Annotated in this window: 11 protein-coding genes; 1 reads left to right on the top strand and 10 read right to left on the bottom strand. The window is 37.6% G+C overall.

The features are described 5' to 3' along the window. The first annotated feature begins 48 nt into the window (after positions 1-48). Positions 49-579, top strand: a complete 531-nt coding sequence (locus MKX67_RS04820; protein ID WP_095370406.1) for a topology modulation protein — start codon at positions 49-51, stop codon at positions 577-579. Between the two features lie 25 nt (positions 580-604). Here MKX67_RS04820 and MKX67_RS04815 read toward each other — a convergent pair whose 3' ends face one another. The 10 genes from MKX67_RS04815 to gudD form a co-directional block, all read right to left on the bottom strand. Further along, positions 605-2,008 (bottom strand): amidase, encoded by a 1,404-nt coding sequence (locus tag MKX67_RS04815; protein ID WP_342488946.1) that lies wholly within the window; start codon positions 2,006-2,008, stop codon positions 605-607. Positions 2,009-2,024: 16 nt separating this feature from the next. Then, positions 2,025-2,858, bottom strand: coding sequence for an ATP-binding cassette domain-containing protein (locus MKX67_RS04810; protein ID WP_095370408.1), 834 nt, complete (start codon positions 2,856-2,858; stop codon positions 2,025-2,027). Beyond that, complete coding sequence (locus MKX67_RS04805) at positions 2,848-3,882, bottom strand: ABC transporter ATP-binding protein (protein WP_095370409.1); 1,035 nt, start codon at positions 3,880-3,882, stop codon at positions 2,848-2,850. The genes MKX67_RS04810 and MKX67_RS04805 overlap by 11 nt, the downstream gene beginning before the upstream one ends. A gap of 26 nt (positions 3,883-3,908) precedes the next feature. Further along, positions 3,909-4,802 carry an ABC transporter permease gene (locus MKX67_RS04800; protein ID WP_322909930.1) on the bottom strand — a complete coding sequence of 298 codons (894 nt, stop codon included), beginning with the start codon at positions 4,800-4,802 and terminating at the stop codon, positions 3,909-3,911. Positions 4,803-4,808: 6 nt separating this feature from the next. Beyond that, positions 4,809-5,777: an ABC transporter permease gene (locus tag MKX67_RS04795; protein WP_342488942.1), complete on the bottom strand. Its 969-nt coding sequence runs from the start codon at positions 5,775-5,777 to the stop codon at positions 4,809-4,811. Between the two features lie 22 nt (positions 5,778-5,799). Further along, positions 5,800-7,404: an ABC transporter substrate-binding protein gene (locus MKX67_RS04790; protein WP_307317297.1), complete on the bottom strand. Its 1,605-nt coding sequence runs from the start codon at positions 7,402-7,404 to the stop codon at positions 5,800-5,802. Between the two features lie 22 nt (positions 7,405-7,426). Continuing rightward, positions 7,427-8,695: a hypothetical protein gene (locus MKX67_RS04785; RefSeq protein ID WP_307317299.1), complete on the bottom strand. Its 1,269-nt coding sequence runs from the start codon at positions 8,693-8,695 to the stop codon at positions 7,427-7,429. Between the two features lie 329 nt (positions 8,696-9,024). Further along, positions 9,025-9,348: a nucleoside triphosphate pyrophosphohydrolase gene (locus MKX67_RS04780; RefSeq protein ID WP_095370414.1), complete on the bottom strand. Its 324-nt coding sequence runs from the start codon at positions 9,346-9,348 to the stop codon at positions 9,025-9,027. Positions 9,349-9,904: 556 nt separating this feature from the next. Beyond that, positions 9,905-10,447 carry a competence protein ComK gene (locus MKX67_RS04775; RefSeq protein ID WP_322909928.1) on the bottom strand — a complete coding sequence of 181 codons (543 nt, stop codon included), beginning with the start codon at positions 10,445-10,447 and terminating at the stop codon, positions 9,905-9,907. A gap of 1,101 nt (positions 10,448-11,548) precedes the next feature. After that, entirely contained in the window at positions 11,549-12,907 is a 1,359-nt protein-coding gene (gene gudD / locus MKX67_RS04770) for a glucarate dehydratase (protein ID WP_233435307.1), read from the bottom strand. Between the last annotated feature and the right edge of the window lie 14 nt (positions 12,908-12,921).

Here is a 12,921-nt window from a genome sequence, read left to right as displayed (position 1 = left end):
CTCTAATAGCGTAAATAAGCTTATGTAGAAGAGGAGTGAGTATATTGTATGAAAAAAATCATGGTTATAGGTGTATCTGCAGGTGTTGGCAAGTCCACTTTTGCTCGAAAACTTAGCAAGAAGCTACAAATAGATGTCCATCATTTAGATACCTTATACTGGCTCCCCAATTGGAAAGAATCAACAGAAGAGAGATTCATACACCTTCAACAAGGCATTATAAAACAACCTGAATGGATTATTGAGGGGAATTACACTAGTACCTTCCCCATTAGAACAGCAGCAGCAGATACAATCATCTACTTAGAACTCCCTCTCTCCACCTGTCTCTACCGGATTTTTAAACGCCGTATCCAATTTCATAAAAGATCAAGACCTGATATAACTGAAGGCTGTCATGAAAAAATTGACTGGGTATTCTTTAAGTTTATCGTGACTACTTATTATAGAAGAAAGACAAAAATGCATGAGCGGTTTCGTAAATATAAAGATACTAAGCCAAATTTGAAGATAATCACACTTAGAAGTAGCAAGGAAATAGCAGCGTTTTTAACAAAAGGAAGAACTCTAGAGCCTTAACCCCTCTAGAGTTTCCCTTTGCAAATTACATCGTTTTCTCTATTTGATAAACTTCATTTCTCTCTAAATATGATACCCAACCCTCTGATTGTTCGTATACTTCACCGATGGCTAATACTTTCCCTTCCTCAAACATCCTTCCCATGATTTGGAACCCAATAGGTAGTCTTTCTGATGTAAAACCACAAGGAACCGACAATATAGGTAGCCCTAACAAATTCCCTAGTGGTGTCTTGCCTAATCGAAAAATATTATTCACCGATTCTTCGGGACCAACACTTCCAATATCAAAAGGCGGTATTATATTCGTTGGTGAAAAGAAGACATCAATTTGTTCTGCTTGCATTTTATGTTCGATATGTTGTTGGAAGGCTTGCTGATATTGTTTGGCCTGAATGTATTCACTTGCTAACACATCTTTTCCAGCTTGTAAGCGGAACTGTATATCCTCTCCATAGAGGTGTGATTTATCCATAAACATAGATTCATGAAAAGCATAGGCTTCTGCTTTGAAAATTATTTTTTGTGCTTGTAGCGCCTCCTGTATACCAACAATATCTACTTCAATTATTTCTGCTCCGAGATTTTCAAGCTTAGCTAATGCCTGATGAATATGAATGGCTATTTCTTCATCCATTCCTTCAAAGAAATAATCTTTGCAAATAGCTACTTTTACACCTTTTAAATCCTTCAGTCGGATACTAAGATCGACTCGTTCTAACTTTTTGGCATCTGCCATGACTTGAAGGAGTATACGACTATCAGCAACCGTTCTTGTCATTGGCCCAATATGGTCCAGACTCTTACTTAAAGGCGTACATCCATCGGTACTAATTAAATCATATGTTGGTTTTAAACCAACAACACCACATAAAGCAGACGGTAAGCGAATGGAACCTCCTGTATCCGTACCAATAGCAGCAAATGCCATCCCCGCTGCAACGGCTACAGCAGATCCACCACTCGATCCACCAGGAATTTTCAATATATTCCATGGGTTTCTTGAAGGACCATAATGAGGATTTTCTGTTGTCGCCCCCATCGCGAATTCATGAAGATTTGCCTTCCCTATTATAATTGCCCCTGCTTTTTTTAGTAGCTTTACGATTTCGGCATCCTTTTGGGAAATGAAGTTTTCAAAGATTCTAGAACCAGAAGTAGTCACGCTCCCCTTCGTTTCAAATATATCTTTTAAGGCAATTGGTATGCCATGGAGTGGACCCCTAATAATCCCTTCTTTTAATTCTTTTTCAAGTACCGTAGCCTGCTCTAATGCATCTTTACTCATCAAAGTGATATATGCATTTAATACAGGATTAATTGATTGAATCCGTTCAAGTAACTTTTTCGTTAAATCTATAGGCGATACTTCCTGAACCTTTAACATCTGTGCAACGGACTCAATATCTTTGAAAAACACATTTTCCATGTAAAACCCCTCCATTTTATATGACAGATTGCTTGCGATAGTAATCTCCTAAATCCCCATCTAATGTTAGAATGGAACTTAATAGTTTTTGTGTCACTTCATGTTGAGGCTTTCTAAACAAATCGATTGTAGGTGCCGTTTCTATCATTTTCCCCTTTGAAAGGACAGCTACACGATCACAGAAGTAAGCAACTAAATCTAAATTATGGGCTATAAAAAGGTAGGTTAATTGAAATTCTTTCTGTAGCTCTATTAAGAGATTCATAATCTGAGCTTTAACTGAAACATCTAAAGCTGATACAGGTTCATCTAGGACAAGAAATTTCGGTTTCACGATCAATGCCCTTGCAATACCTGCTCGCTGCCTTTGACCACCAGATAATTCATGTGGATATCGGTGGTAAAAGTCTGAACGCAATCCAACTACATCAAGCATTTCAATCACCTTTTTATACTGAATCTGAGCTTCATTACCAGGATAGAATTTATTCAAAGGATGAAGAATTTGCTCCCCAATCGTTTTTCTTGGGTTGAATGCCGAACCAGAGTCTTGAAATATGATTTGCATCTCGTTTCTTAACTTATCCATCTCTCCCTTCTTCATCGACAGAATGGACTTACCTTTATATTGAATGTCGCCAGCCGTTGCATCAATTAATCGCATCACCATCCGACCAATCGTTGTTTTCCCGGAACCAGACTCACCAATTAAACCAAACGTCTCTCCTCTATTAATAGAAAAGCTTACCTTATTAACAGCTAGTATTTCCTTTCGCGGTACGAACAATGAACCTTTGTTACCATATACCTTTGTTAGACCACTTACATCTAATAAGGACTCACTTTGCATAGGATTCTCTCCTTTCAGTTAATAGACAACGAACGGCGTGGTTCAAATCAAGTGAATGCACTCTTTTAAGGTCTGGTTGTTTAGCATGGCAAATATCTTTAGCCATATGACAGCGACTTGCAAATCGACAACCACTACTTATATTCATTAAATTGGGTGGCTCCCCTTTAATTTGAAATAACGGTTTCTTTCCCACATTATCTTGGAAAATCCAATCTAAATCGGGTATACAGTTGAGCAGACTATTTGTATAAGGATGTTGTGGATTGTAAATCACCTCACTCGTCTTCCCTTGCTCAACAATTTGTCCAGCATACATCACAGCCACACTTTCTGCTATTCTAGCAACTACGCCGAAATCATGTGTAATGATAAGAATAGCTGTCCCTAACTCACGATTAATCTTTTGGAATAGCTCAAGTACTTGCAATTGTACAGTGGGATCCAAAGCAGAAGTCGGTTCGTCTGCAATAATAAGATCTGGATCACAGGCGAGAGACATGGCAATAACTACCCTTTGTCTCAGTCCTCCACTCAATTGATGTGGAAATGATTGAAACACTCTTTTGGCTTCATCAATCCCCATCTCCTCTAATAAATATATGGCTTTTTCTATCGCCTCCCTCTTAGATAAATTTGTTTTATCTAAAATAATTTCGATAATCTGTTTACCTACACGATAAGAAGGATCTAGAGAAGTCATTGCATTCTGAGCAACGAGTGAGATTTTTTTTCCTCTAATCTTCTGCATCTCCTTCTGCCCAATGTCCAAAATACTTTTCCCTTCCACTTGAATTTCACCTTCATAGCTATCTAGTAAATTCTTCGTTATCATTTGTAAGATGGAATGGATAGTCATCGATTTCCCCGACCCTGACTCTCCTACTATTGCCATGATTTCACCATTATCAATCGATAGATTAATATCATCAAGTACTGTCATTGAACCGTCTGATGTATGAATCTTCGTCGTTAAATGGCTTACATCTAGAAACGCTTGCTTCTGTCCTACCGCCTGAATCATTTCACCACCACATCCTTCATTTATTATCAAGCGACCATTGGTTTTTTAGCGGTCACATTTTCCTTTTTCACCTTCGACCTTTCATATGGATCGAGTGCGTTTCTCAATCCATCACCAATCATGCTAAAGGCAAACGACAGAATTAAAATCGCAATTCCTGGAAAGAAAGTAACAAAGGGATGTCCTAGCATTAGTAAATCACTACCGTCACTAGCCATTCTGCCCCAGTCAGCTTCAGGTGGCTGAACACCAAGCCCGATAAAGCTCAGACCAGCTACTGTCACAATCGTTACCCCAGCAAGTGTTGTACTATAGACAATTAGTGATGGCAGGACATTCGGTAAGATTTGTTTAAACATAATTTCCGTACGGCTCACACCAAAAGCCTTCGCTGCTTCAATGTATTCCTTCTGACTTTCTTGAAGGGTATCAGTATATACAACACGAGTCATATAAGGAATTCTGACAATGATCATCGCAATAATTACATTAAGTAAACCCGGTCCTAAAATCGCAGCAATAGCGATTGCTAACAACACGGCAGGAAATGCGAAGAAAATATCCATTAAACGCATAATGATATTGCCAACAATTCCTTGATAAAATCCTGCAATAATTCCTAATCCAATACTTATCATTGCCGCAATTACGACAGGGACAACTGCTGATATGAGTGATGTTTGTGTCCCAAAGATAATTCGGCTTAAAATATCTCTTCCTTGTTGATCTGTTCCTAATAGATGACCATCTGTACCTGGTGGCATGAGCCTTATGCTACCATCAGCCACTTCATTCGGGTGATAAGGTGCGAGCCATGGAGCGAATAATGCGACTAAGAAAGAAATAATTATAATCAATGCACCAACTGTTGCTACTTTATCTGTTAAAAAAGCCTTATAGGCTATCTTCCATCCCTTCATATATCTTCACCCCGCATTAGATTTAATTGAATCCTGTAACTTTGGACTAAGCCATACATTTAAGAGATCAACAATGAGATTAACGATGACAAATGTAATGGAAATCAATAATATTCCTGCTTGTATCGTTGGATAATCATTTGATGTCACAGCAACATATAACGCTTGCCCAATGCCAGGCCAATTAAAAACAACTTCGCTAAATAGGGCGCCGCCCATTAGGTAACCCACTTGCATACCAGAAATATTAATGATTGGAGGCAAGGAGTTTCTTAATACATGTACAATATTTATCTTCGAATTTGATAATCCGAATGACTGAAAGTACTTCACATAATCCTTTTGCAACGTATCAATAATTGTACTTCTAGTCAGTCTAGCAATCACCGCTAATGAAACTGTTGCTGTTGCGAAAGCTGGTAATAGTAAATGATGTAGTAAATCTGGTAATCCTCCAGGACCTCTCATATTGTACATGCCACTTACAGGGAATAATCCCATTTCTAAAGAGAAAAGCCACATAAGCATAAGCGCAATCCAAAACACCGGCATGCTCGCACCAATTAAAGCTACACCCATGCTTGCTTTATCAAAAATACTGCCCTTTCTTAATGCACTAATGAGTCCTAAGATTACTCCAAGAACCACACATATGAAGAGACTGGCAACAGTGAGAATCATACTGTTCAAAAATCGTGGGAGAAGCTCTTCTGTAATCGGTGTATGAAGTGTATGTGAATAACCTAAATCTCCCTGTAACAGATCCCCCATCCAGCTCGTATATTGCACAATCATCGATTCATTCAATCCCATTTCCACTCGCAATGCCTCAACCGCTTCAGTTGTCGCATCTCCTCCTAAAATCGACTTTGCAGGATCACCAGGAATTAATTGAATTAATAAAAAGACAAAGATGGTTACTCCTAAAAGTACAGGAATTGTTGATAATATTCGTTTGAATAAGAACCTTGTCATTTACTTCTCCTCCCAGCACTTTTTATTGATCAATCCAAACAGGTGCGAGCGTATACCATTCTTCTGATGGAACCACAAAGCCTTTCACTCGCTTATTCACTACATAAGGTGCCGTATCATGAACAATTGGTGCGAAAGCCGCATCTGTCATAATCTTTTCTTCTGTTTGTCTCCATATTTCTAATGCCTCGACATCGTCTGTTGCTGTAGACGCACGGTCTAACAATTCATCTGTTTCTGCACTTGCATACTTACCTGAATTGAAGCCACCGGGAGCAACAAAGTCCGAATGAGCGACCATTGATAAAAAGAATGGCGATGTTCTACCAGCAGACATTTGATTCATAGCAATAGAAGAATCCATGCCATCACTATATCCTGAGAAATAAGTAATCCATTCCTGCGTATCCAATGTGACGTCAATACCTACCTTTTTCAAATCTCTTTGAATCCATTCAGCAATATCAACAGGCATTAATTGCCCCGAACCATCTACAGAAGTTTGTAATATCATGTTAAACCCATCTTCTAGACCCGCTTCGGCTAATAAATCCTTTGCCTTTTCTGGGTCATACTCATACCATTTACGACTCGGATCAAAGTTCACCGACCCTGGAGATTGTATGGTATAGGCAGGAGAAACCGTTCCTTTTAACAACTGATTGGCAATTCCCTCTCGGTCAATTGCATAATTAATCGCTTGTCTAACCCTTTGATCTTGCATATATTCGTTATCAAAGTTAAATGTTAAGTACCATACATGTGGCGGTGTGCCCGATAAAATATCGAATCCTTTTTCTTCTAAATTTTCAATCCCATCAGGCGGTGGTACAGCAATGATATCCACTTCATCATTTTGCAAGGCTAATACTCTACTAGCTGGATCAGACATTGGTCTAAAAATAACTGTGTCTAACTTCGCTTTTTCGCCCCAATAGTCTTTATTTTTTACTAGCGTTATATTCTCTCCACGATTACGATTATTAAATTTAAATGGTCCCGTTCCAACGGGATTTTCCCCGACGCTATCATTGCCCCCTGTAATGATCGATTCTGGACTAACAATTTGTAATGAATTAATCTGAGCTAGCATTCTTGGAAACTCAGAAAAAGGTGAGCTCAAATGAATATTGAGGGTATATTCATCCACCACTTCACTTCTATCAAAAAACTTCCATGTTCTAAATGTACGACTCGACCCGATTTTATCGAAATATTCAAAATTCTCATCCGTTAATCTTTTTATATTAAAATCCACAGCCTCTGCATTAAATGGTGTCCCATCATGAAACTTGACACCCTCTCTTAAGTGGAAAGTATACATCTTTCCGTCCTCAGATACTTGCCAACTCTTCGCTAACACTGGAATGAGCTCTGGTACAGATGCTTCACCAGAAGATTTGCTCAAATCTTCCCCGATTAATGGTTCAAACATTTGATAGTTAATCCTCATCGTTACCCACCCCCCTGCCCGGTGGGGGTCTAACACATCCGCTTCTGATTCCATACCAATGATTAATTCATTCCCATATGTTTTTCCATTGTTTGCTGCACTAGGCATAGTGGTACAAGCTGCTAACGTTGTGACAAATAATAGTAGGATAAAATAGTGGTACATCTTCTTCATTACCGTTTAAGCCTCCTCACCTCTAATTCGCCGCTTCCTTTAATTTATCTAAATGAATGAAGTAAATATGGCGTGGTCTTCCTTTTTGATTCATGGACTCCTTTCCCGTTATTTCTGCTACCTCTTGATCACATAAGCTTTTTAGTATTCTCGAAGCATGTCTCTCACTCGTATTCATGCCCATACTAATATCTCGCGTTGTTACCTTTGTCTTTCTCACCAAGAATAACCATGCATATAATCTTCTTAGTGTTAAGGTAATATTCTTTCGGTTACTGAACAATAATGGATAACTAACTGATTCCTTTGTTCCTAACGGGCCATAAATTCTCTTATCCTCATCAATAAGATAACAACTTCCACGCTCATTCGAACTTGCGTGTTCAAGTGCCTTCTGTGCATTAAAATTAGCACTTTCTGCTGTATCGCCTATACCAATCCCTAAGTGAACTAGCAATTGCTTCTTGCGATTCATAGCTTCAATAAATGTAAAATCTGTTCGCTCCTTACTTACCTTTTCAAACACACCTCTTGTTGAAAACAAACTAACGACCATATTCTCTACATTACTTGTACTCAATAAATAGTTCTGTCCGAAAATAATAATTTCAGTAATCATTTCCTTTACAGCCTGCTTATCATGGACCCCTATCGCCTTAATTTCAAAACGTAATACCGTCAGCTGAAGCTCCTTTTTCTTTATGTCTTGCTCCTTTAATATCGCCTTAACTAACATATCGCGGATTGTGGATTTCGTATGTTTTATTAAGAAAACGGGAACGTCCTGCGACTTTAGCTGCTCATAAACCGCGTTCATTGTCGTTGCAATCACTTCAACTTGTTGATTCTTTAATAACTTTAAATGATAACGGACTAAAGCGTTACTATCTAAAAAACCATCCTTGTGAGAATGTAAAAAATAAGGAATAAGAGTCAGATTATTTTCCTCATATACTTCTATTAAATAGTCTTGATCTACAATATCGTAGCTAATGACTGGAAATCGGTTATACTGCTCATATACCTGTAAAAGTAATCGGTAAATATCCGCTCCTTCAAAAGGAATATAATAAGCCATACTTGAATTTGGAATAAATTTTAATGCTAGTTGAAATGGTGAAGGACCAGCAAAAATATACATATCTACTGGGAATTTATAGTTTTCAATCAACCTTGGTGATTGTTCTGCAGATTCATAAAATAGTGGAATCACATCTATCCCCTCAAACTCTGAGGCAATGTGACAAATCTCTTGACCAAGTGGAACAGGACCAACAACCGCCATCTTCAATTCAATAAAAACACACCTCCCAACTTCCTTGTCTTTAATATGTCGTTAATTATCTTTGTTATAAAAGGCAACGTCAACAAACTTGTAAGGAAATGTGACATAAAAACACTACAAAACAAGAAAATTCAGATTATCTTCCTATTACAATGCTTTTATGAGAGCGCTATCAGGTACTTTTTATGGATATAAAAGCACTTGTTGGTTGTTATATAGGATAACTTGTTAGATTTTTTCACATATATTAAGAAAGCACATGATGCATGCATCATGTGCTTTCTTATGTATCCTTTTGTAATGCCATTGATTTTGCCTTAAAGATGATAATAAGCTTATTCTTGCACATCTATCAAAAGCACCCTACTCTCGAACCTTCCTCTTTGTTGAGCTTTTGTCCTTCTAATCGCATCTAATTCATCAACTGACATTTGTTGAGCTTCTGATAATGCATAAACGACTTCGAGAATATCAGCTAGCTCTTCACCTTGATCCTTCAAGTGCCCTGCCTGTAGATATTCATTCACTTCTTCTTGAAGTTTACGTTTAAGTGCCATTGTATATTCAGAGTGAGATAGTATTCTTGTATTGTATAATTTCCCTGACTTTTGGATGATGTCGGGAATTCTGTCACGTACTAGTTTGTTATAAGTTGGCAAGAGAAGTCTCCTTTCTATCTATCATAATCGAGATTGATTCACGCTAATACTAATCAAAATTCACGGAACTAGCTTTAGCGCTACTCATTTCTGCGAATTCAATGGCAGGGTAGTCTTTTATTAGTAGCGATTTTACTGGTTACCCTACTTATCTCTCTAATTCTTCTTTTATTAGTAGCAATTCCACTGGTTACCCTACTTATATCACTAATTATTCTTTTATTAGTAGTGATTCCACTGGTTACCCTACTTAATAACTAATTCTTCTTTTATTAGTTGCGATTTCACTAGTTACCCTACTTATCTCTCTAATTCTTCTTTTATTAGTAGCGATTTCACTGGTTACCCTACTTATCTCTCTAATTCTTCTTTTATTAGTAGCGATTTTACTGGTTACCCTACTTATCTCTCTAATTCTTCTTTTATTAGTAGCGATTTTACTGGTTACCCTACTTATATCACTAATTATTCTTTTATTAGTTGCGATTTCACTGCTTGTCCTGCTTATATGGCAATAACTCCTTGATTCTCGAACTGACCCTTCGTACGTATATTATCATTCTGATTTATACTCTTCCTTTTCTTCACTAATCATTCCAGGGAGCTCCATTAAAGGAACGAATGATTGCTTATTTATTGAATCTTGAATTTGTCCACGAAGAAGGCGTGCTTGGTCCCACCTTTTCTTAGCTTTATTACAGCTAATAGAAAGATTGAAATAATAACCGCTTGTTAAAATTATTTTTGTCATATTTTTATTAAATGGTTGCATTTCATGAATATGTGCTAGAGAAACAAATGTATTATCAATATCGTATTGAGATGAAAAATAGAACCAATACATATCCTGAGCCCCCCAAATACGAATAGGCGGTGTACTTTTTTTATTTAGCTTGTACTTAGCAGCTTGGAGAGCCCCTTTATAGGTCATTCCATACTCTCTCAAACTGTCTTTTACAATGGCTATTGGTGGTTTTTCCACAATAAAAGTTGTATTCTTTCCTTCGATTACTTGTGTATGAATATAGTTATTATGTACATTTATCGCTTTTAAAGCTTCCGTTTTGCTCTTCAGTAAATAATCAGTATGGTTTAACATTTTTATCCCCTTTCTTATTTACTTATTTTCAATTAAGTAAATTAAGGGTATACTAACATCATGTTGGTATACCAACTGCACAGCGCTCAAGTCCGATGTCTGCCAGGACTGACTTGAGTGCTTTTATTTTAATTAGCTCTCCCCTAAGCTTCACCTCCTTGTCTATCGAACCAAAGAATGAGATTACAAAAACAATGCATGTTATTATCAAGAAGAACATCTGATTACTTGCTTTCAATACTCTTTTAAATGACTTACAAACTGGATATTGTATACTCGAACTACCCCTTAAATCCCTCCATTTCTTTTTTTATGAGCTTCGTATTTGAAAGAGGAGATTTATAAACAATATTCATAGATTAGACTTTGTTTAATGGCCATTGCTTCTTTGCCAACAGGGGCCAAAATGAAATGAAGAGTCCTTTATCCCCCATTGATTCATGTCGGCAACTAATGGTTGAACCATCTTCTCATCTCGATATTTCTCCGCTAACTCTTTCTCTATACGTAACTGTGTTATTACTTTTTAAAAATGACGCGTTCTATGAAGACCTTTAATCTTAGCCCTTATAACATATGGAACAAATTCTCAACCTGACATTGTCTTCATGTTAAAATAAAAAGTGAGAAATAAAATGGTTCGTTATTCTTTAATACTCGAATAAAGTCCCTCATCTCCCACCGCTCACTTATCTCTATCTTTCTCTTCACACTCTCATCAAAAGAAATAAAGATATTCATCGTTTCTAAAAGACATTTTGTCGTATCTCCACCTATTGACTCAAACCCAAGCACAAGCCTTTCACTGTGACTAGTACATCAATACTATAAATATGATTAACTACCAAGACCTTTATCTTAGTAATTATACATATTTTTCTAAATATTTAAAATGTATTTCGTCATATTTTTTCATTTTTTTTATTTACTTTAACTCTAGCACTTAAATCCTTCTAGTTATTCACCTTTATCGCCTTCATACTGACAAGACTTATTTGATCGTACACAATTGGTCTTAGATCTTACATAATAGTAAGTTTTAGAAAAGCTAAATAAACACCAGGACACAATCCTGGTGTTATCTGAACCGTTTATTTATCCTTATCTAACCATACAAGGTTTCTTCGGATTAAACTGCCAATTTGGAATTAAGTATTGCATACTTTTGGCATCATCTCTGCTGCCAAGTCCGTATGTTTTATAGAGTTGATGAGCATCTGCTAGTTTCTCTCTATCTATCTCAATGCCTAAGCCTGGTTTTTTTGGTACTTCGATTTTTCCTTCTTTTATTATGAAGGGGTCTTTTGTTAGATGCTGACCTTCCTGCCAAATCCAGTGTGTATCAATAGCTGTTACCTTCCCTGGTGCACTAGCTGCAACATGGGTGAACATCGCCAGCGATATATCAAAGTGATTGTTAGAATGGGAACCCCATGTTAAGCCAAAGTCCTTGCATGTTTGGGCAACTCTCACAGAACCTTGCATCGTCCAAAAATGGGGGTCGGCAAGAGGTATATCAACAGCTTGTAGGCGAATACTATGTGCCATTTGTCTCCAATCTGTGGCAATCATATTAGTTGCGGTTGGTAAGCCTGTTTCTAAACGAAACTCAGCCATAATTTCTCTAGATGAGAAGCCATTTTCAGCCCCACATGGGTCTTCTGCATAGGCGAGTATATGATTTTTCCCTTTACATAATGCGATGGCTTCATTTAAGGACCAAGCCCCATTAGGATCAAGTGTCACTCTAGCATGAGGGAAGCGTTCTTTAATGGCTATAATGGATTCCATTTCTTCTTCTCCATTAAACACGCCGCCTTTTAGTTTAAAGTCTTTAAATCCATATCTTTCGTATGCGGCTTCAGCAAGGGCTACCACCTGCTCTGGTGTTACGGCCTCTTCATGGCGTAACTGAAACCAACGATTATTATCGCTTGTTGGTGATTCATACGGGAGATCTGTTTTATGACGGTCACCAATATAGAATAAATAGCCTAATACTTCAACTTGATCACGCTGCCTACCTTCTCCTAGCAAGTCCGATACAGGTACATTCAGATATTTACCAAGTAAGTCAAGGAACGCCGATTCGATAGCTGTAACTACATGAATGGTTGTACGCAAATCAAAAGTTTGTTGTCCTCTTCCTGCTACATCCTTGTTAGCAAATGCTTCATTGACCTGTTTAAGCACTTGTTGATAAGCACCAATTGAACTCCCAATAATTATCTCTGTTGCAGCTTCTAGCGTTTGACGAATAGATTCTCCTCCAGGAACCTCACCTACTCCCATTCGGCCAGAATGATCATGCAAAATTAAGATGTTCCGAGTGAAAAAAGGGGCATGAGCGCCACTTAAGTTCAAGAGCATGCTGTCTCTGCCTGCAACAGGGATGACCTCCACTTTTGTGATAACAGGTGCTTCTTTGGCTATCATTTTATCTACTATATTTGCTTCCATACCTTTCTTCCTCC

The sequence above is a fragment of the Cytobacillus sp. FSL W7-1323 genome (assembly GCF_038595015.1).
Classification (GTDB): domain Bacteria; phylum Bacillota; class Bacilli; order Bacillales; family Cytobacillaceae; genus Cytobacillus; species Cytobacillus kochii.
This window is presented reverse-complemented; position numbering and strand designations above follow the sequence as displayed.

What these genes read in the sequence shown, in the direction of transcription:
- MKX67_RS04815 (WP_342488946.1), bottom strand. Translation starts at nt 2,008, where the DNA reads ATGGAAAATGTGTTTTTCAAAGATATTGAGTCCGTTGCACAGATGTTA.
- MKX67_RS04810 (WP_095370408.1), bottom strand. Translation starts at nt 2,858, where the DNA reads ATGCAAAGTGAGTCCTTATTAGATGTAAGTGGTCTAACAAAGGTATAT.
- gudD (WP_233435307.1), bottom strand. Translation starts at nt 12,907, where the DNA reads ATGGAAGCAAATATAGTAGATAAAATGATAGCCAAAGAAGCACCTGTT.
- MKX67_RS04795 (WP_342488942.1), bottom strand. Translation starts at nt 5,777, where the DNA reads ATGACAAGGTTCTTATTCAAACGAATATTATCAACAATTCCTGTACTT.
- MKX67_RS04775 (WP_322909928.1), bottom strand. Translation starts at nt 10,447, where the DNA reads ATGTTAAACCATACTGATTATTTACTGAAGAGCAAAACGGAAGCTTTA.
- MKX67_RS04790 (WP_307317297.1), bottom strand. Translation starts at nt 7,404, where the DNA reads ATGAAGAAGATGTACCACTATTTTATCCTACTATTATTTGTCACAACG.
- MKX67_RS04820 (WP_095370406.1), top strand. Translation starts at nt 49, where the DNA reads ATGAAAAAAATCATGGTTATAGGTGTATCTGCAGGTGTTGGCAAGTCC.
- MKX67_RS04800 (WP_322909930.1), bottom strand. Translation starts at nt 4,802, where the DNA reads ATGAAGGGATGGAAGATAGCCTATAAGGCTTTTTTAACAGATAAAGTA.
- MKX67_RS04805 (WP_095370409.1), bottom strand. Translation starts at nt 3,882, where the DNA reads ATGATTCAGGCGGTAGGACAGAAGCAAGCGTTTCTAGATGTAAGCCAT.